The organism is Pseudorhodobacter sp. E13, from assembly GCF_003991405.1.
Taxonomy (GTDB): domain Bacteria; phylum Pseudomonadota; class Alphaproteobacteria; order Rhodobacterales; family Rhodobacteraceae; genus Pseudorhodobacter.
Genome location: NZ_RPEN01000143.1, coordinates 20,013 through 38,240 on the forward strand (window position 1 = coordinate 20,013; position 18,228 = coordinate 38,240).

17 protein-coding genes are annotated in these 18,228 nt (G+C 61.2%); 7 read left to right on the plus strand and 10 right to left on the minus strand.

Features of this window, described 5'->3' with window-relative positions; translation table 11 throughout:
* Positions 1–27 precede the first annotated feature (27 nt).
* Together EGN72_RS03585 and EGN72_RS03590 are read right to left on the minus strand one after the other, a co-directional pair.
* Entirely contained in the window at positions 28–1,236 is a 1,209-nt protein-coding gene (locus tag EGN72_RS03585) for a multidrug effflux MFS transporter (RefSeq protein ID WP_127045281.1), read from the minus strand.
* Positions 1,237–1,315: 79 nt separating this feature from the next.
* On the minus strand, positions 1,316–1,669 hold the full coding sequence (locus EGN72_RS03590; protein ID WP_127045282.1) for a DMT family protein: 354 nt from the start codon (positions 1,667–1,669) through the stop codon (positions 1,316–1,318).
* Between the two features lie 186 nt (positions 1,670–1,855).
* Here EGN72_RS03590 and EGN72_RS03595 point away from each other — a divergent pair, with 186 nt between their 5' ends.
* From EGN72_RS03595 to EGN72_RS03620, 6 genes are all read left to right on the plus strand, one after another.
* Positions 1,856–3,382, plus strand: coding sequence for an acyl-CoA carboxylase subunit beta (locus tag EGN72_RS03595; RefSeq protein WP_127045283.1), 1,527 nt, complete (start codon positions 1,856–1,858; stop codon positions 3,380–3,382).
* Between the two features lie 21 nt (positions 3,383–3,403).
* On the plus strand, positions 3,404–4,162 hold the full coding sequence (locus EGN72_RS03600) for a cyclopropane-fatty-acyl-phospholipid synthase family protein (protein ID WP_127045284.1): 759 nt from the start codon (positions 3,404–3,406) through the stop codon (positions 4,160–4,162).
* Complete coding sequence (locus tag EGN72_RS03605; protein WP_127045285.1) at positions 4,159–4,542, plus strand: DUF6497 family protein; 384 nt, start codon at positions 4,159–4,161, stop codon at positions 4,540–4,542. The genes EGN72_RS03600 and EGN72_RS03605 overlap by 4 nt, the downstream gene beginning before the upstream one ends.
* 463 nt (positions 4,543–5,005) lie before the next feature.
* A complete protein-coding gene (locus tag EGN72_RS03610) occupies positions 5,006–5,407 on the plus strand; it encodes a hypothetical protein (RefSeq protein ID WP_127045286.1) in 402 nt (133 codons plus the stop codon).
* A 367-nt stretch (positions 5,408–5,774) separates the two neighbouring features.
* Complete coding sequence (locus tag EGN72_RS03615; RefSeq protein ID WP_127045287.1) at positions 5,775–6,005, plus strand: hypothetical protein; 231 nt, start codon at positions 5,775–5,777, stop codon at positions 6,003–6,005.
* Positions 6,006–6,130: 125 nt separating this feature from the next.
* Complete coding sequence (locus EGN72_RS03620; protein ID WP_127045288.1) at positions 6,131–8,134, plus strand: acetyl/propionyl/methylcrotonyl-CoA carboxylase subunit alpha; 2,004 nt, start codon at positions 6,131–6,133, stop codon at positions 8,132–8,134.
* A gap of 60 nt (positions 8,135–8,194) precedes the next feature.
* Here EGN72_RS03620 and EGN72_RS03625 read toward each other — a convergent pair whose 3' ends face one another.
* On the minus strand, positions 8,195–8,632 hold the full coding sequence (locus EGN72_RS03625; protein ID WP_127045289.1) for a DUF4174 domain-containing protein: 438 nt from the start codon (positions 8,630–8,632) through the stop codon (positions 8,195–8,197).
* 95 nt (positions 8,633–8,727) lie between these two features.
* Here EGN72_RS03625 and scpA point away from each other — a divergent pair, with 95 nt between their 5' ends.
* On the plus strand, positions 8,728–10,857 hold the full coding sequence (gene scpA, locus EGN72_RS03630) for a methylmalonyl-CoA mutase (RefSeq protein WP_127045290.1): 2,130 nt from the start codon (positions 8,728–8,730) through the stop codon (positions 10,855–10,857).
* Between the two features lie 208 nt (positions 10,858–11,065).
* On the opposite strand, the gene EGN72_RS03635 is transcribed toward scpA, so the two are convergent.
* From EGN72_RS03635 to EGN72_RS03665, 7 genes are all read right to left on the minus strand, one after another.
* Complete coding sequence (locus tag EGN72_RS03635) at positions 11,066–11,440, minus strand: AAA+ family ATPase (protein ID WP_127045291.1); 375 nt, start codon at positions 11,438–11,440, stop codon at positions 11,066–11,068.
* A gap of 32 nt (positions 11,441–11,472) precedes the next feature.
* Positions 11,473–12,564 (minus strand): endonuclease/exonuclease/phosphatase family protein, encoded by a 1,092-nt coding sequence (locus EGN72_RS03640; protein WP_127045292.1) that lies wholly within the window; start codon positions 12,562–12,564, stop codon positions 11,473–11,475.
* Positions 12,545–13,243, minus strand: a complete 699-nt coding sequence (locus EGN72_RS03645) for a molecular chaperone DjiA (RefSeq protein WP_127045293.1) — start codon at positions 13,241–13,243, stop codon at positions 12,545–12,547. Before EGN72_RS03645 ends, EGN72_RS03640 begins: the two co-directional genes overlap by 20 nt.
* 31 nt (positions 13,244–13,274) lie before the next feature.
* Complete coding sequence (locus tag EGN72_RS03650) at positions 13,275–13,763, minus strand: GNAT family N-acetyltransferase (RefSeq protein WP_127045294.1); 489 nt, start codon at positions 13,761–13,763, stop codon at positions 13,275–13,277.
* Positions 13,760–14,374, minus strand: a complete 615-nt coding sequence (locus tag EGN72_RS03655; RefSeq protein ID WP_127045295.1) for a VOC family protein — start codon at positions 14,372–14,374, stop codon at positions 13,760–13,762. The genes EGN72_RS03650 and EGN72_RS03655 overlap by 4 nt, the downstream gene beginning before the upstream one ends.
* A complete protein-coding gene (locus EGN72_RS03660) occupies positions 14,361–15,935 on the minus strand; it encodes a Ppx/GppA family phosphatase (RefSeq protein WP_233587020.1) in 1,575 nt (524 codons plus the stop codon). The genes EGN72_RS03655 and EGN72_RS03660 overlap by 14 nt, the downstream gene beginning before the upstream one ends.
* Positions 15,936–16,006: 71 nt before the next feature.
* Positions 16,007–18,193, minus strand: coding sequence for an RNA degradosome polyphosphate kinase (locus tag EGN72_RS03665; RefSeq protein ID WP_127045296.1), 2,187 nt, complete (start codon positions 18,191–18,193; stop codon positions 16,007–16,009).
* Positions 18,194–18,228 lie beyond the last annotated feature (35 nt).

Below are 18,228 nucleotides of genomic sequence, written 5' to 3' on the forward strand. Positions count from 1 at the left end.
CTTTGCAAACTTGCGCCTGTCAAGCGGTCAGATCTGGGTTTCGCGGTGGCGCACCCAAAGGATACAGAGGATGGCAGCACCGGAGGTGGCTGTCATCAGCAGGACCAGAGGCATCGGCCCGGTATCGGGGCCAAGGATGAAGCCTGACAGCGCCGAAAGCGCCGCGCCGCCGCCGATCATGAAGGCCCCGCCAAGCCCGGCGGCAGAGCCTGCCAGATTGGGCCGCACCGACAGCATACCCGCATTGGCATTGGGCATCAGCATGCCGTTGCCAAGGCCCACGCTGATCATCAGGCCAAAGAAGGCCATCGGCCCCGCCACGCCCAGCAGTGTCAGCACCAGCAGCACCAGCATCCCGGCTGTTGACAGCAGCGCCCCTGTCAGGATCATCCAGTTGACGCCATAGCGCACCGAATAGCGCCCCGACAGGAAATTCCCCGCCATATAGCCCAAGGCGGGCGCGCCGAAATAGGCCCCCAAATGCGCGGGGTTCAGGTGGAAATACTGTGTGCCAACATAGGGCGCACCGCCCAGATAGGCGAAAAACGCCCCCGAAGCAAAAGCGGCGGCCAAGCAATAGCCCCAGAACCGCTGCGAGGCGAGCAGGGCCGGATATTGCCGGAATTGGGCGGAAAAGCTGGCGGCGCGGGTGGTTGCGGTTTCGCCCATATCAAACCACATCAGCGCAAACAGCCCCGCCCCCGACAGCGCCAGAATCGCGAAGGAGGCTTGCCAGCCAAAGGCCGCATCCAGCGCGCCGCCGATCACCGGGCCCACCATCGGCACCACTGACATGCCCATCGTCACATAGCCGATCATCGAGGCGGCCTGATCTTGCGGCACCATATCGCGCACCGCCGCGCGGGACAAAGCGAAGCCCGAAGCGATGATCGCCTGCGCCAGACGGCAGGCCATGAACACGGTGAAATTGGGCGCAAACAGCGCCCCCAAGGATGCCAGCGTGAACACCGCCGCGCCAAACAGCATCACCGGGCGGCGGCCAAAACGGTCGGATATCGGGCCGATGGCCAGTTGCAAAAGCGCCGTCGTCGCCAGATAGAGCGAGACGGAAAGCTGCATCAGCGCGTAATCCACGCCGAAATAGGCCGACATCGACGGCAGCGAGGGCAAAAACACGTTCAGCGACAGCGCGGCCACCCCGGCAATCAGCACGAGCGTGGTAATGTGGGGCGGTGTCGTCCGGTCAAGATAGCGGACGGGGGAAAGATTGTTCATCCCTGATCGCTAGACCGAAGCGCGCGGCCTGTCCATCGCGGAATTGTCCGAATGGTAAAAAATCCCTACGGTCTGGCGGTCAGCCCCATTTGTGAAAGATGAAAAACGCACCCAAGGCGATGAAGGCAAAGCCAAGCGCGTGGTTCCAGGACAGCGGCTCTTTCAGAAAGAACACCGAGAACAGCGCAAAGACCATCAGGGTGATGACCTCTTGGATGGTTTTCAGTTCGGCTGCGGAAAAATAGCCGTGGCCGATGCGGTTGGCGGGCACTTGCAGCACATATTCGAATAGCGCGATGCCCCAGCTGACAAGGATCACGGTGATCAACGGGGCGGATTTGTATTTCAGATGGCCATACCACGCGAAGGTCATGAAGACGTTGGAGGCGATAAGCAGGCCGATGGTGATAACGGGGATGGGCAGGCTGGGCATGGCGGGGCTTTCGGGAGAGGGCTATTGCGCCCAGATCAATCATGTTGTGCCGCCGCTGCCAAGGCTTCGCAGATTTGCAATTTGCAGCATTGCCATTGCCAATAGTTTGCAAATTTTCTCAATTCTGCTTCCTGCGCAGGGCCGTTCTGGATAGGGTGCGCGGAATCGTTCACAGGGGGGCCGAAGATGAAAGATATTCTGCAAGAGCTTGAAGATCGCCGCAATGTGGCCCGTATGGGCGGGGGCGAACGCCGTGTTGCTGCCCAGCACGCCAAGGGCAAGCTGACCGCCCGCGAACGGATTGAGCTGTTGCTGGATGAAGGCTCTTTCGAAGAGTTTGACATGTTTGTCGCCCATCGCTGCACCGATTTCGGCATGGAAAAAGACCGCCCCGCAGGTGATGGCGTGGTGACGGGCTGGGGCACGGTGAATGGCCGCATGGTCTATGTGTTCAGTCAGGATTTCACGGTGTTCGGCGGCTCCTTGTCCGAAACTCATGCGCAAAAGATTTGCAAGATCATGGACATGGCGTTGCAAAACGGCGCGCCGGTGATCGGGATGAACGATTCCGGTGGCGCGCGGATTCAGGAAGGGGTGGCCTCGCTTGCCGGCTATGCCGAGGTGTTCCAGCGCAATATCATGGCATCGGGCGTGGTGCCGCAGATCAGCCTGATTATGGGGCCATGTGCCGGGGGCGCGGTGTATTCGCCCGCGATGACCGATTTTATTTTCATGGTCAAAGACAGTTCTTATATGTTCGTGACGGGACCGGATGTGGTGAAAACCGTCACGAACGAGGTCGTCACCGCCGAGGAACTGGGCGGGGCCGTGACGCATACCAAGAAATCATCCGTCGCGGATGGTGCCTATGAAAACGATGTCGAGGCGCTGGCCGAAACCCGGCGTCTGATCGACTTTTTGCCGCTGTCGAACCGTGAAAAGGCCCCGACGCGCCCCTTCTTCGATGATCCGGCGCGGATAGAGGAAAGCCTTGATACGCTGATCCCCGACAACCCGAACCAGCCCTATGACATGAAGGAATTGATCCTTAAGCTGGCGGATGAGGGCGATTTCTTTGAAATTCAGCGCGATTATGCGGGCAATATCATCACCGGTTTCATCCGCATCGAAGGGCAGTCGGTGGGGGTTGTCGCCAATCAGCCGATGGTTTTGGCCGGTTGCCTTGATATTGACAGCAGCCGCAAGGCTGCGCGCTTCGTGCGCTTTTGTGATGCATTTGAAATTCCGATCCTGACGCTGGTTGACGTGCCCGGCTTTTTGCCCGGCACCAGCCAGGAATATGGCGGCGTCATCAAGCATGGCGCGAAACTGCTGTTTGCCTATGGCGAGGCGACGGTGCCGAAGGTGACGGTGATCACCCGCAAAGCCTATGGCGGGGCCTATGACGTGATGGCCTCCAAGCATCTGCGCGGCGATTTCAACTATGCCTGGCCCACGGCGGAAATTGCGGTGATGGGGGCCAAAGGTGCGACCGAGATCATCTATCGCGGCCGCACCGCCGAGGAGATTGCCGAGCGCACAAAGGAATATGAGGACCGTTTCGCCAACCCCTTCGTGGCAGCGGAAAAGGGCTTTGTCGATGAGGTGATCATGCCGCATTCGACCCGCCGCCGCGTGGCGCGGGCCTTTGCCAGCCTGCGCAGCAAGAAGCTTACAAATCCGTGGAAAAAGCACGATAATATCCCGCTGTAACCCCCAACAGTGGAGCGTATGATGCCAACCCCCATCGACATTGCGAAAGAAGCGGCAGATCCGGCGGTTGCCGGGCTGGATCTGTCCTGCTTTGACCGCAACGATTTGATCAACCTGATCTTGCAACGATCCGAGGTCATGTTTGACCGTCCGGCCTCGGGGCAGGTGATCCGGGCCTGGGGCCGTGGCAACAGCGCCCCGATGGAGGCAGAAATTGACCGGCTGGGCATGGCGGTGGCACGGCGGGCCGCAGGGGTTATTCATGCCGAATACCGCGAGATTGCGCCAGTGTTGCGCGCGTTGGCCCCAAAGCGGGTGGCCGATATCGGCTGCGGCTATGCGCTGTTTGATCTGTTTCTGGCGCAGGATCAGGGCTGTGAACTGGTGCTGATTGATCTGGAAAGCAACGAACACCGGCATTTCGGCTTTCAGGCCGAAGGGGCGGCCTATTCCAACCTTGCGCGGGCGCGGCAGATGCTGTGTGCCAACGGGGTTGCGGACAGCCGGATCACCACGCTGAACCCGCGTGATGTCGCGCCCGAAAGCAAGGGGCCGGTGGATCTGGTGGTGTCTTTCCTGTCCTGCGGCTTTCACTATCCGGTGGAAACCTATGTGCCGTTTCTGGAACAGGCGCTGGCCCCCGATGGGGCTGCGATTTTTGACCTCCGCGCGGCGCGGGCGGCCCCGCAGATCGCCACTTTGCAAAAGCTGGGAACGGTGACGGAACTGTCAGCTTCGGGCAATTCGACCCGCGTCTTGTTGCGCAAGGCCGCCGCATGACCGGGGGGGGCGAAAAACTGTGGCAAGTTGCCAATGAGGCCGGGGCGCCGCTGTTCGCGGTGCCGTCCGGCCAAGCTGTGACCTTGCAGGATGTGTTCTGGGAAGAAGGGGACGAACTGATCCTGCGCGCCCGCTTTCTGGCGCCGCAAATCGCGCGGGATGGGGGCAGCGTGGATTACGATACCGCCGCGCAGGATATGCTGCATCTGTGCCAGACCTATATCCTGCCGCAACTGACCGACGGGGCCGATCTGCCGGATCAGGTAATCTTGTCCTTGTCGGACCGAGAGGTGCCTTTTGGGGAAGCAGACCCAGAGGCCACGCAATTTTTTGAGGCCTACCAGATTCAGGATGGTGCCTGCATATGGGAGACATACTGATGACAACACAACATATAGCGGTAAGCGGCAAAAAATGGCCTGCCCGTGATGTAGGCAAGCAACATGCTGCCAACTTGCGCGTTTTGCTGTGTCTTTCGCCTGCGCAACAGGCTATTGTTTCCGAAGGTCGAACCCAAGCGGCCGATACCTCGCATTTGGGACATGCTTCGGGACAATCCGGCGCGTCACCCCAACAAGAAACTAGGAGTAGAGGATGTCCACGAGCACGAAACTCATTCTTTCCCTCTGCACGGCTGCGTTCCTCGCAGCTTGCGGTGGTCCGAAGCAAGAAGAAGTTGTCTATGTTGAAGAACCCGTCTCGCAAGAGCCGGTCTACACGGGCAAATACAAGTAAGACTTCGGGGCGGGCGCAAGGCGCGTTTGGCGCCATGCCCGCCCTCTTTCTATCCCCGCCCCAACACAGGCCTCTGACTGCCGCCTTGCGCGCGATCGGGGGTGCGGCATGATCAAGCATCGTGGCTTTCCGGGGCGACTTCCCTCTACCGATTTTCAGTTTGTCATTCGCCGGGCCAATAAGGCCGGGGCGACCAAGATCATCCGCCGTGAACGCTATCGCGACCGCGCCAATGCGGACCGCTTGGCCGACGAAGGCTTCATGAAGGCGCTTTGGACGCATTTCGGTGAAGAACCGTTTGAGCGGGGCAATCTGGATGCGGGGCGTTTGTCATGGCTGTTTGGCCGCGAGGTGGTGCCCGCTGAAGATCCGTTCGACCCCGCCAGCTATGACGCGCTGCTCAAGATCAACGTCAAGATCGCCGAGGCGTCCTTTCCCAAGGTCTTTGCCCCCGACGCCCCCCCGATGGAGGAGGACGACTGGGCCGATTGGGATGATGAGGACGAATAGGCATGAACCCGCGCATCCCAGTCCCGTTCCGGCAAGGTTTTGCGCAGCCCGTTGCGGCTGGCAAATTAGGCTTTGCCACGCGGGCCCGTGTTGCGCCTAATGCAGGTGGCGCCGCAGGGTGCGGCACTGACCATGACGATGCGTTTACGCGTAACCCTTTCCTGACCTGCCGGCCCGCGCGCCCCCCGCGTGGGCCGGATATCCCCAAAATGGCGGCGCGAACCGTCATGCGGGGTTGCGGCAATGGTTGGGGCAGGGGCGATATGCGGGGCCGCCGTGACGGGCGGGGCCAAATTTTCCCCTTTCTTTTGCGCGCGAATGGCGTAGACTCATGGTCAATAAAAACACGAGCAAGAGGCTTTGCAGTATGCGTATCACCACCCTCCTTCTGGCGGCTGTCACCGCTGTTTCTTTGTCGGGCTGCGTCAGCAACCCCAATTCGCCCACCAATAACGCCGCTGTGCGCACCATTGGCGGTGCCGCTGCTGGCGCTGTCATTGCCGATGCAACCGGCGGCAGCAAAACCAAAGGCGCGCTGGTTGGTGCGTTGGTTGGTGGCGTGTCTTGCGGCGTTCCGGGCCTGCCGGCCTGCTACTGATACCACATCCGGGATAACAGCACCGCGCCCGCGCGGTGACTGCCACACACAAGGCCATTCGGGGGCATTCCCCCGGGTGGCCTTTTTGCATTTTGCGCCAAGGGCGTTACTGAAAAGGGGCTGCTATGTTTAAAAAGATACTTATCGCCAACCGGGGTGAGATTGCCTGCCGGGTCATCAAATCGGCCCGCGCAATGGGTATCAAAACCGTGGCGGTCTATTCCGATGCCGACCGCAATGCGCTGCATGTGCGTATGGCGGATGAGGCGGTGCATATCGGCCCGGCCCCTGCCAACCAATCCTATATCGTGATTGACAAGATCATGGAGGCCATTCGCAAGACAGGTGCCGAAGCCGTGCATCCCGGCTATGGTTTCCTGAGTGAAAACATGAACTTCGCCGCCGCGCTGGAAAAGGAAGGCGTGGTGTTCATCGGCCCGCCCAGCCCGGCGATTGAGGCGATGGGTGACAAGATCACCTCGAAAAAACTGGCGATGGAGGCCGGGGTGTCCACCGTGCCGGGTTATATGGGCCTGATCGCGGATGCCGATGAAGCGGTGAAAATCAGTGGCGAAATCGGCTATCCGGTCATGATCAAGGCCTCGGCGGGGGGCGGCGGCAAGGGGATGCGCATCGCCTGGAGCGAAGCGGAGGTCAAGGAAGGCTTTGAATCCTCCAAGAACGAAGCCGCGAACAGCTTTGGCGATGATCGGATTTTCATCGAAAAATTCGTGACCCAGCCGCGCCATATCGAAATTCAGGTATTGGCCGACAAGCATGGCAATTGCGTTTATCTGCATGAACGCGAATGTTCCATTCAGCGCCGGAACCAAAAGGTGATCGAGGAAGCGCCAAGCCCGTTTCTGGATGAGGCAACCCGCAAGGCGATGGGCGAGCAGGCCTGCGCGCTGGCGCAAGCGGTGGGCTATACATCGGCCGGGACGGTGGAATTCATCGTTGATGGCAATCGCAACTTCTATTTCCTGGAAATGAACACCCGTTTGCAGGTGGAACATCCGGTGACAGAACTGATCACCGGGGTTGATCTGGTGGAACAGATGATCCGTGTGGCGAACGGAGAGCCGCTGCCCTTCAAGCAATCCGACCTGAAGATCAACGGTTGGGCGATGGAAAGCCGGCTTTACGCCGAAGACCCCTATCGCGGCTTCCTGCCCTCGATCGGTCGTCTGACCCGCTATCGCCCGCCAGTGGAAGGCAAGACCAGCGGTGGCGGCATTGTGCGCAATGATACCGGTGTGTTTGAAGGCGGCGAGATCAGCATGTTCTATGACCCGATGATCGCCAAGCTGTGCACTTGGGGGCCAACCCGCGCCGATGCGATTGAGGAAATGCGGCTGGCGCTGGACACGTTCGAGGTGGAGGGGATCGGCCATAACCTGCCGTTCTGTTCGGCCGTGATGGACCACCCGCGCTTTGTGTCGGGGAACATTACCACCGCCTTTATCGCCGAAGAATATCCCGAAGGCTTCGCCGGTGTCACGCTGGATGCAACGCTTGCGCGGCGGGTGGTGGCGGCTGCGGCGGCGATGAACCGCGTGGCCGAAATTCGCCGCACCCGGATCACTGGCACGATGGACAACCACGAACGCAAGGTTGGCACCGTCTGGAACGTGGCCTTGCAGGGCGAAGCGCATGAGGTGACGATTGCCGCCGATCGCGCCGGGTCCACGGTGCGCTTTGCCGATGGGGCCGAAATGCGGGTGGAAAGCGACTGGACACCGGGGCAGCCCTTGGCGCGGCTGACGGTGGACGGCGCGCCTTTGGTGATGAAGGTCGGCAAGGTGCCCTCGGGCTTTCGCCTGCGGTTGCGCGGCGCGGATTTCATCTGCCATGTGCGCACCCCGCGTCAGGCCGAACTGGCGGGCCTGATGCTGGAAAAAGTGGCACCTGATACGTCGAAATTCCTGTTGTGTCCGATGCCGGGGCTGGTGGTGAAGATCAACGTGGCGGAAGGCGACGAGGTGCAGGAAGGCCAAGCCCTTGCCACGGTTGAGGCGATGAAGATGGAAAACATCCTGCGCGCCGAAAAGAAAGGCAAGGTCAAAGCCATCAAGGCCGCTGCGGGCGCCAGCCTGAAGGTGGATGAAGTCATCATGGAGTTTGAATAAGGTGGCAGCCCTTTCCCCAAGATCCCGCGCGCGGCGCGCCGGTTTTGCCGGGGAAGGGACTTACCGCCCGCTTGGGAACCGTTCCAGCAACTCCTGCCGGGCCAGCGGGAATTTGTCGATGGCGCGGGTAATTTCGCGCACATCCCAAGGGCGGGGTTTGCGGATTTCAACCTCGCCATCCTTGTCCATCAGCACCAGCGAAAAGCCGCGGGGCCGCAGCTTTTGCCGGAAAAAGGATTTGCCCGCCGGGTTGGTATCGACGATCACCACGACATCGCGTTCGGCCAAAGCCTGCGGCTGCTCGGCCAGATATTCCAACTGGGTGGCAAAAGACGGATCATTCGGGCTGTCGGCAAACACCACTACCGGGCGCTTGAGCCACAGAAACTCGGCCATCGTTACGCCTTGGGCATCCTGCACGGGCAGCGCGGGGCTGTCTTGGGCTGCGGCGGCGAAGGGTAGAAATACTGCCAGAACAAGAATTTGAAGTCGTTTCATGCGGCCTCCTTTCACCTGATATAGGGTGTCTTGGCCGTAAACCAAAGCAAGATCGTCAAAGGCCGCACCCTTTGACCAAAGTGAAGGAAAAAGCCATGACGGATGCAATCAAAACCTGGGGCGAGTTGGCGGCAAAAGAGCTGAAGGGCCGCGATCCGGCAACCCTGACATGGGACACGCTGGAAGGCATCAAGGTCAAGCCGCTGTATACGCAAGCCGATGTCGCGGGCCTGCCGCATATGGGCGGTGTGCCGGGGGTGGGGCCTTTTACGCGCGGGGTGCGGGCGACGATGTATGCGGGCCGCCCTTGGACCATCCGGCAATATGCGGGCTTTTCCACCGCCGAAGAATCCAACGCCTTTTACCGCAAGGCTCTGGCCGCAGGTCAGCAAGGTGTTTCCGTTGCTTTCGATCTGGCCACCCATCGCGGCTATGACAGCGACCACCCACGGGTTGAGGGCGATGTTGGCAAGGCCGGTGTGGCGATTGACAGTGTCGAGGATATGAAGCTGCTGTTCGATGGCATCCCGCTGGACAAGATCAGCGTGTCGATGACGATGAATGGTGCGGTGATCCCGATCCTTGCCAATTTCATCGTGACCGGAGAGGAACAAGGCGTTGACCGCGCGGCCCTGTCTGGCACCATTCAGAATGACATCCTCAAGGAATTCATGGTGCGCAACACCTATGTTTATCCGCCCGAACCCTCGATGCGGATCATCGCGGATATCATCGAATATACCTCTGCCGAAATGCCGAAATTCAACTCCATCTCTATTTCCGGCTATCACATGCAAGAGGCGGGCGCGAACCTTGTGCAGGAACTGGCCTTCACGCTGGCCGACGGGCGCGAATATGTGCGCACCGCGATTGCGCGCGGCATGGATGTGGATGCCTTTGCGGGGCGTTTGTCATTCTTCTTTGCCATCGGCATGAATTTCTTCATGGAGGCGGCAAAACTGCGCGCCGCCCGCCTGCTCTGGCACCGCATTATGACCGAGTTTGGTGCAAAGAAACCGGGCAGCCTGATGCTGCGCACCCATTGCCAAACAAGCGGTGTGTCCTTGCAGGAACAAGACCCCTATAACAACGTCGTCCGCACCGCCTATGAGGCGATGGCGGCGGCCCTTGGTGGCACCCAATCCCTGCACACCAACGCGCTGGATGAGGCGATTGCCCTGCCAACCGAATTCTCGGCCCGGATTGCCCGCAATACGCAGTTGATCTTGCAAGAAGAAACCGGGGTCACAAAGGTCGTCGACCCGCTGGCCGGCAGCTATTACGTCGAAAGCCTGACGGCGCAACTGGCCGAAGAAGCGTGGAAGCTGATCGAGGAAGTGGAGGAGATGGGCGGCATGACCAAAGCGGTCGCGACCGGCATGCCCAAGCTGCGGATCGAAGAATCCGCCGCCCGCCGCCAAGCCATGATCGACCGGGGCGAAGAGGTGATCGTCGGGGTCAACAAATACAAACTGGCCAAGCAAGACCCGATCGACATTCTGGATATCGACAATGTCGCCGTGCGCGAAAGCCAGATCGCGCGTCTGAACAAAATGCGCAGCACGCGGGACCAGGCCGCCTGTGATGCGGCGCTGAACGAACTCACCCGCCGCGCGGCGGAAGGTGGGAACCTGTTGGAAGCGGCGGTAGATGCCGCCCGTGCCCGCGCCTCAGTCGGAGAAATCAGCATGGCAATGGAAAAGACCTTTGGCCGCCACCGCGCGGAAGTCAAAACCCTCGCCGGTGTCTACGGGGCCGCCTATGAAGGTGATGCAGGCTTTGCCGCGATCCAGAAAGATGTCGAGGATTTCGCCGCCGCCGAAGGCCGCCGCCCGCGTATGCTGGTGGTCAAGATGGGGCAGGATGGCCATGACCGGGGTGCCAAGGTCATCGCTACCGCCTTTGCCGATATCGGTTTTGACGTCGATGTCGGCCCCTTGTTCCAGACGCCCGAGGAAGCGGCGCAGGATGCCATCGACAATGATGTGCATATCATCGGCATCTCCTCTCAGGCGGCTGGCCATAAAACCCTTGCGCCGAAACTGGTGGCCGCGCTGAAGGCGGCAGGGGCAGGCGATATTCTGGTGATCTGCGGCGGCGTCATCCCGCAGCAGGATTACCAGTTCCTCTATGATGCAGGTGTCAAAGCCATTTTCGGCCCCGGCACCAATATCCCCGAGGCCGCCAAGGACATCCTGCGCCTGATCCGCGAGGCGCGGGCCTAGGGCCTTTCGCAGGTCACACCCCTTACCTATCGCGGCCTGAAACCAAAGATTTCAACGCGATAGGTGCGGCTGCAAGCGGCAAGGGAAACACGCAACACCTGCGCCAGCCCTCCCGAAAAGCCACCTGCCATCATCTATTCAAAAATATCCTCAGGGGGTGAGGGGCAAAGCCCCGAGGGGGCGCGAGCGCCCCCTTCTTCTTGCCGGGCTAAAGCTCGATCTGGCCGTCTGGCACTGCGCCTTCGGGCGGTGTGGCCTCCGGCAGGCTCGGCGGTGGCGGCGCGCCGGGTTTGCGGCGGATGATGATATCACCATTGGGCAATTGCTCCGGCGCGTCATAGTTGCGCACATCGCCGATCATCCGCGCCAATTCGCGCGCCATCGGTTCCAGCTCTTTCATGGCCTCGGCCATTTCGCCCAAGGCTGGCTCCATGTCTTTCATCAACTCATCGAAAAGCAGCTTCATGCCGCGTTCCATCAGGCTCAGCCCTTCGGCTTTGCCATCGGGTTCGCTTTGCGCCACAGCCGGAACCGGCGCTTGCAACGCCAGAACCAGCAGCAAAATGGTCAGACCCTGTTTCATCCTTCAGATATGGGCGCGCAGGGGGCGCTTGTCTAGCCCCCCACCCGCGCCTTTGCCATTCCGGGCAGGTCCACCGTCACCGGAAAATGGTCCGACGCCGTCAGCAGCGCATCGTGCAGTTCCGGGATGGCAAGGCAGGCCGGGTCATCCATCGGGTGCCAGATCCGCCAATGCGGGGCCAGTTGCGCCAGATCGGGCGACAGCAGGATGAAATCCAGCAGCGCCTCAAAATAGCGTTTCTTGGCGGTGTCATAAAACCGGGCCGAGGTGGGGCCAGCCGCCAGTTTGCTGGCCAGAACCATCTGGGCATGTGGGTCCATCATCTGCAATTCGGGCGCGCTTTCGGTTCCCATCACAATCTCGATCCCCGATTTGCCGAACAGCTTTTCATATTCATCAAGGCCGGGGCCGTCGTTGAAATCGCCCATCACGATCAGGCTGTCGCCTGCGGTCAGATGTTCTTCGACCCGCGCGCGCAGCCATTGGCATTGCGCCAATTGCTTGCGGCGGTTTTCGATTGCGATGCGGAACACTTCGGCGGGTTTGCGCGCGCCGTGTGGGGCCTTGGATTTGGCATGCACCCCAATCAGCCGCAGCGCGCGGCCCGAGGCCAGATCTGTCACCGCCAGTTCCAGCGGTGGTTTGGAAAAACTGATCCGCTCGGGGTGGGCATCGAAATTTAGGTCATGCCAGAATACCCCGTCAAAGCGGGGCACGGCATTGGGGTCGGCATGCAGCGGCGGCGCGCCCAGCGGCATATGCATCGCCGACAGCCGGTCAGGATCATAGAGAAAGGCGATTTCCTGCTCTGTCTCGCTGACAAAGCCCATCACCGCGCGTCGCGCCCGCAGGTCATATTTCCGCGCAAAATTTTCCAGCGCGCGGGTGGTGGACCGCCGCGACCCGGTATCCGGGGCCTCGATAATCATCACCCCGTCGGCATCCATCGCGGTGAACACGATGCCCAAGGCTGTCAGTTGTTCAGCGCGGCTGATCTTGTAGCGGGCAGAGCCTTCGTTATCTTCCAGCAGCCGCCCTTCATCATCAAACAAGCCATTGAACCATTCGACATTATAGGTCGCCAGCCGCAGGCCGCGCGGCGGGTCAGGCTGCGCGTTTGCCATTGATCTCTTCCCAGGCGGCGTTGATGTCGATCATCCGGCGACTGGCGAGTTCCACCGCCTCGGGCGGGACGCCGCGCGCGATCAAGCGGTCGGGGTGGCTGTCGCGCACGGCTTGTTTCCAGGCGCTGCGCACCTCGTCAAGGCTGGCACCGGGGGGCACACCCAGCACATCATAGGGGTCACGCGGCGCGCCTTCGACATAGCGCGCGCGCAGGCTGCGAAAGCATGGCTCCCCCAGCCCGAAAATCCGTGCCACCTCGGCCAGAAACGCATCTTCGTTGGGGTGGTATTCACCATCTGCCATGGCGATGGAAAACAAGCCTTCCATCAGGTCGATCAGCGTTTGCCGTCCCTCATCGGGGAACATGGCGGCGATCTTGCGGGCATAGGCGTCAAACCCCGCCACATCCTGCCGCGCAAGGTTAAAGACGCGGGCGGCGTTGGCCTCTTCTTCCGGGGCGATGGTGAACAGGCGGCGAAAGGCGGCCACCTCATTGCGGGTCACTTGCCCATCGGCTTTGGCCATTTTCGCCCCCAGCGCGATGATGGCGATGGTAAACCCGACCGAGCGTTCGGGAGAGGCCATGCGCGAGCCGGTCAGCCGATCCAGAATGGCCGAAAGCCCTTCGCCTGCGGCAAGGGCGGCCAAAGCGTCATTGATGCGGGTCCAGATCGACATGGGGGCAGCATACTCCGTAGGGCGGGGCCTGTCAGGTCAGGATTTTCTGCAACAGGTGAAGGTCTATCCAGCGGCCAAATTTGTGGCCGACGGCGGGCAGGGTGGCGATTTCGGCATAGCCCATGGCAAGGTGAAAGCGGCGGCCATCGGGGTTTTCGGCGCTGACACCTGCGAAAATGGAATGGGCACCACCGGCGCGGGCGTGATCTTCGATCGCGGTCATCAGCGCGCGGCCAAGCCCGCGCCCCCGCGCCTGCGGGCCAAGCACGATGGTGTGTTCCATCGTGTGGGCATAGCCGATACCTGCGCGAAATTGTCCATAGCTGGCAAAGCCTTGCACGCGCCCGTCCTGTTCGGCCACCAGAAATCCGTGGCCTGCGGCGGCTTTATCCGCGATCATTTGCGCCACATCGGCGGCGGTTTTTTCCACCGAATTGAAGGTGACTGCGGTGTCGCGTATGATCGGGTTCCATATTTCCAGCAGGGCCGGGCTATCGGCCGGGGTCGCGGGGCGGATCATTCGATCACACGCGGCCCGTGCGGGGTGCTGAAACGGGCGCGCAGTTCAACGCCCGGGCCGGAGATGATCTGCACGCGCGGGTCGGCAAAGCGGCCGCGCAGCGTATCGGCAAGGGCTTCAGCGTCGGGCGTGGCGATTTCCAGCAGCTCCAGCCGCACACCGGCATCGGGCAGGCGCTGCGCCGGATGCGCCGCCCCTTGCCATTGGATCAGGGCCGGGTGGGCGTTGCGAAAAGGCAGCTTGCCATCGGCAGGCACGGCCATGCGCCAGCGCAGATCGCCGCGGGCAAGGTCATGGGGCACGCCCACGCCGGGGGGCAGGCCCGCAAGCGCTGCATCCAGATCATCGCAAGCGACGATCCAGTTGGTCAGGCGCGGGCGGCCCGAAAAATGATCCAGATCGAACCAGCGCGGATGCGCCGGGGTGGGGGCATCGGGATCAATCGCGATCACCTCCAGATAGATATCGCCAAGGCCCAGCAGCTTGTTATGCGTGCTCATCAAGGCGTGCTGGCCACCGGGGGCCAGACGGGTGCCAAGCGCGGCTTCGACCGCCTCTACCACTTGTTCCAAAGGGCTGGCGGAAATCGCCAGATGGTCAAGCCTCAGCATTTTCGGCCCCTTCCTTGACCACCGGGGTCGCGCGCAGCGCCGCGGCAAGGGATTTGAAGCGCGATTGCGACACCTCGCCGAACAGGTCCTTGCCCAAAGACGTCAGCGTCAGTTCCAGCAGCTTTTTGCGCGGGTTCCACGCAAGGCTGCCCGCATCCTCGGGGCCGCTGGCGGCAAACATCGCGCCAAAGCGCATGGCCTTGCCCAGAACCTCGGCCTTTTGCATCTGTTCTTCGGTCAGCAGGCGGAACAGGGGTTCCAGCCGCGACCCCGCCCGACTGTTTTTGTAGCGGTGCAACAGCGCCAGCCCCAGAAACACCCGGCCCGGATGGTCCAGCCCGCCCAGATTGGCGCGGGTGGCGTTGTCGAAACAGACTTCGGCGCGGTAATCGGGATGCGCGCGCCATGTCGTATCATGCAGCAGGCAGGCGGCCTTGATCAGGCGCATTTCCTCGGGCGTGGCGGATTTGAAGATCGGCAGCAGGAAGGCGAAAAGCTTTTTGCCAAAGCCCGGCAGGCGGGCCGAGGTGATCTCGGTCGCGCGGGCGGCTTCGATCAGCGGGTCGCGGGCGCGCAGCTTTTCGTGCATCTGTTCATAAAGCAGCCCCTCGCGGATGCCGTAAGAGGAAACGTCGATTTCCTTGGGCTTGAAGATGCGGATCAATTCGCGCAGCACCTCGCAGGCCAAGGGCACCAGCGCCATGCGTTCGGCCCCGGTTCCGGTGCGCGCGCGCAAGACCGCCGGGTCATTGGCGGCGATCCAGTCAATCGTATCAAGCACGGATTCAGGCGTCATGCGGTATTCGTGCAGAACCGTCAGCGGGTAGTTACGGCGTTCCATGTCCAGACGCGCGATCACGCGCCACGACCCACCGACAAGGTAAATCCGGTCATTATCCGGCTCGATCTTGGCTTTCAGCTTTTTCAGCACGCGGTCGATCAGGGCCTTGCGCTTTTCCACACCCCCTTCAACCTGTTGCAGCCGGAACGGCCCCAGCGGAGAGGTGGCGCGCTTGCCCACCTTGCCCCCCGCGATGCGCGCAAGTTCCATGGAGTTGCCGCCGATATCGCAAACGATGCCCTTCGCCTCGGGCCAGCCCAGCAGCACGCCTTGCGCGGATAGCCGGGCTTCCTCCTCGCCGTCGATCACCCAAAGTTTCAGCCCGGTTTCCGCCTCTACCTGTGCGGCAAAGGCGGGGCCGTCACTGGCATCGCGCACGGCAGCGGTGGCCACGCAGGTCAGGGGGGAAATGCCCATCCCCTTGGCCAGAATCGCAAAGCGTTTCAAGGCGATCAGCGCGCGGGTCTTGCCTTCGGGGTTCAACATTCCGGTTTCGGCCAAGCCCCGGCCAAGGCCCGCCATCAGCTTTTCGTTGTAGAAATAGGCAGGCGACCGCGCCGCACCATCAAACACCACCATCCGAACCGAGTTGGAGCCGACATCGACCACGCCAACCCGGCTGAGCGCGCGCACCGAAGGGTCATCCAGCAGCGATCGGCCAAAGGGGCCGCCTTCCTCTGCCATTTGGGTCGTGGCATTGGATTTCTTTTTTTCGGCCATGGGATTTCTCGCGTTGCTGCGTGTGGACCTTGCCGCGTTGCAGCGCCAAGGTCAACGAAAAGCAGGGGGGATCAAGCGGTTGTTTCGTCGCGACTATGGGTCAGTTTTGGCACATCCTTGGCCCCCGCCGATCCGCGACCGGACAGCGACGGGTTTTCCATGAAAAAGCGGTGGCAACTGAAAAGCTGCCCGTCCGATGCATCCAGCGTGCGGGTATATTCGCCATTCGGGGCCAGCAACCAGCTTTGCGCCTCATCCGCCATATTGGCGGCCATGATCTGGCTGACGATCTGCGCCTTGACCGTGGGGTTATTCGCCTCGATCAGGGTTTCGACCCGGCGCGACAGGTTGCGCCCCATCCAATCGGCCGAGGAAAAGAACACCCGCGCCTTTTTTGATGGCAGCCCGTGGCCATTGCCAAAGCAGACGATGCGCGAATGTTCCAAAAACCGCCCGACGATGGATTTGACGCGGATATTCTCGCTCAGGCCTTTGATGCCGGGGCGCAGGGCGCAGATGCCGCGCACGATCAGGCTGATTTTCACGCCCGCGCCTGATGCGGCATAAAGCGCGTCGATGATATCGGGTTCGACAAGCGAGTTGATCTTGACCCAGATTTCCGCCGGGCGGCCTGCCTTTGCGTGATCTGCCTCGGCGGCGATAAGGTCCAGCAGGCGCGGTTTCATGCCGCTGGGGGCAATGGCAAGATTCTCCAGCCCTTCGGGTTGCACATAACCCGACAGGTAGTTGAACACCTTTGTCGCATCGCGGCCAAGGGCGGCATCGCAGGTGAAAAAGGACAGATCGGTGTAAATCCGCGCGGTGATCGGGTGGTAATTGCCGGTGCCGTAATGGGTATAGGTGACAAGGTTATCGCCTTCGCGCCGCACGACAGTGCTGATTTTTGCGTGGGTTTTCAGGGTCATGAAACCATAAACCACATGCGCGCCCGCGCGTTCCAGCCGCCGGGACTGGCGGATATTGGCGGCCTCGTCAAAGCGGGCTTTCAACTCCACCAGCGCCGTCACCGATTTGCCAGCCTCGGCGGCTTCGCACAACGCGCTGACCACGGGGCTTTCATGGCTGGTGCGGTAAAGCGTTTGCTTGATCGCCAGCACATTGGGATCGCGCGCGGCCTGTTCCAGAAACCGGATCACCATGTCAAAGGTTTCATAGGGGTGGTGCAGCAGCATGTCCTTTTGCCGGATGGCGGCGAACATATCGCCTTCATGGTCCTGCACCCGTTCCGGCACGCGGGGGGTGAATTTGGGCCATTGCAGGTCTTTGCGGCTGTCCAGCACCAGTTCCTTGAGGTCGGCCACGCCCAGCAGGCCGCGCACCTCTACCACATCATCATTGGTGACGTGGAGTTCCTCCATGATCAGGGCGCGCAGGTCTTCGGGGGCGCCTGCGCTGATTTTCAGGCGGATCACCTCGCCGCGCCGCCGCCGTTTCAGCGCAGTTTCAAATTCGCGCACAAGGTCTTCGGCCTCGTCCTCTACCTCCAGATCGCTGTCGCGCAGCACGCGGAAGGTGCAATGGCCCCGGTCGGCATAGCCGGGGAACAACATGCCCAGATGCAGCAGCAACAACTCTTCCAGCGGCAAAAAGCGGTGTTCGCCGTCCTTGGCGGGCAAGGCGACAAAGCGCGCGATTTGCTGCGGGATGGGCAGCAGCGCTTGCAGCGCGCGGCGGTCGCTGGCGCGTTCCAGTTCCAGCGCAAGGCAAAAGCCGGTGTTGGGGATGAAGGGGAAGGGATGCGCCGGGTCAATCGCCAGCGGTGACAGCACCGGGAACACCTTGTTGACGAAGTGATCTTCCAGATGTTTCAGATCCCGCGTTGTCAGCTTGGAGCGGTTGACGATGGTGATGCCCGTCGCATCCATTTCCTTTTTCAGCTTGTTGAACACCGCTTGCTGGGTCTGCAACAGGCGGCGGGCATCATCATTGATCAGCACAAGCTGTTCTGCCGCCGTGCGCCCATCTTCGGAAACGGCAGTTTTGCCGCCACGTTTCAGCGCGCGCAGGCCCGCCACGCGGACGGTATAGAATTCATCCAGATTGGTGGCCGAGATCGACAGAAAGCGCAGCCGTTCCAGCAAGGGCACCGCAGGGTTTGACGCCTCATCCAGCACGCGCCAGTTGAAGGCCAGCCAGCTAAGCTCTCGGTTGAAAAAGCGGCGGGGGCCGGTGATATCGGCCCCGGTCAGTTTGATGGCCGGGGGGAAGGGGGATTTGAGGAAATCTGCCTGGGTCATATCAGCGCTTATCGGGGTAAAATGTGAAGCCTATA

Excerpts from the sequence above, each read along its gene's own strand:
- EGN72_RS03585 (WP_127045281.1), bottom strand. The coding sequence starts at position 1,236 with ATGAACAATCTTTCCCCCGTCCGCTATCTTGACCGGACGACACCGCCC.
- EGN72_RS03590 (WP_127045282.1), bottom strand. The coding sequence starts at position 1,669 with ATGCCCAGCCTGCCCATCCCCGTTATCACCATCGGCCTGCTTATCGCC.
- EGN72_RS03595 (WP_127045283.1), top strand. The coding sequence starts at position 1,856 with ATGAAAGATATTCTGCAAGAGCTTGAAGATCGCCGCAATGTGGCCCGT.
- EGN72_RS03600 (WP_127045284.1), top strand. The coding sequence starts at position 3,404 with ATGCCAACCCCCATCGACATTGCGAAAGAAGCGGCAGATCCGGCGGTT.
- EGN72_RS03605 (WP_127045285.1), top strand. The coding sequence starts at position 4,159 with ATGACCGGGGGGGGCGAAAAACTGTGGCAAGTTGCCAATGAGGCCGGG.
- EGN72_RS03610 (WP_127045286.1), top strand. The coding sequence starts at position 5,006 with ATGATCAAGCATCGTGGCTTTCCGGGGCGACTTCCCTCTACCGATTTT.
- EGN72_RS03615 (WP_127045287.1), top strand. The coding sequence starts at position 5,775 with ATGCGTATCACCACCCTCCTTCTGGCGGCTGTCACCGCTGTTTCTTTG.
- EGN72_RS03620 (WP_127045288.1), top strand. The coding sequence starts at position 6,131 with ATGTTTAAAAAGATACTTATCGCCAACCGGGGTGAGATTGCCTGCCGG.
- EGN72_RS03625 (WP_127045289.1), bottom strand. The coding sequence starts at position 8,632 with ATGAAACGACTTCAAATTCTTGTTCTGGCAGTATTTCTACCCTTCGCC.
- scpA (WP_127045290.1), top strand. The coding sequence starts at position 8,728 with ATGACGGATGCAATCAAAACCTGGGGCGAGTTGGCGGCAAAAGAGCTG.
- EGN72_RS03635 (WP_127045291.1), bottom strand. The coding sequence starts at position 11,440 with ATGAAACAGGGTCTGACCATTTTGCTGCTGGTTCTGGCGTTGCAAGCG.
- EGN72_RS03640 (WP_127045292.1), bottom strand. The coding sequence starts at position 12,564 with ATGGCAAACGCGCAGCCTGACCCGCCGCGCGGCCTGCGGCTGGCGACC.
- EGN72_RS03645 (WP_127045293.1), bottom strand. The coding sequence starts at position 13,243 with ATGTCGATCTGGACCCGCATCAATGACGCTTTGGCCGCCCTTGCCGCA.
- EGN72_RS03650 (WP_127045294.1), bottom strand. The coding sequence starts at position 13,763 with ATGATCCGCCCCGCGACCCCGGCCGATAGCCCGGCCCTGCTGGAAATA.
- EGN72_RS03655 (WP_127045295.1), bottom strand. The coding sequence starts at position 14,374 with ATGCTGAGGCTTGACCATCTGGCGATTTCCGCCAGCCCTTTGGAACAA.
- EGN72_RS03660 (WP_233587020.1), bottom strand. The coding sequence starts at position 15,935 with ATGGCCGAAAAAAAGAAATCCAATGCCACGACCCAAATGGCAGAGGAA.
- EGN72_RS03665 (WP_127045296.1), bottom strand. The coding sequence starts at position 18,193 with ATGACCCAGGCAGATTTCCTCAAATCCCCCTTCCCCCCGGCCATCAAA.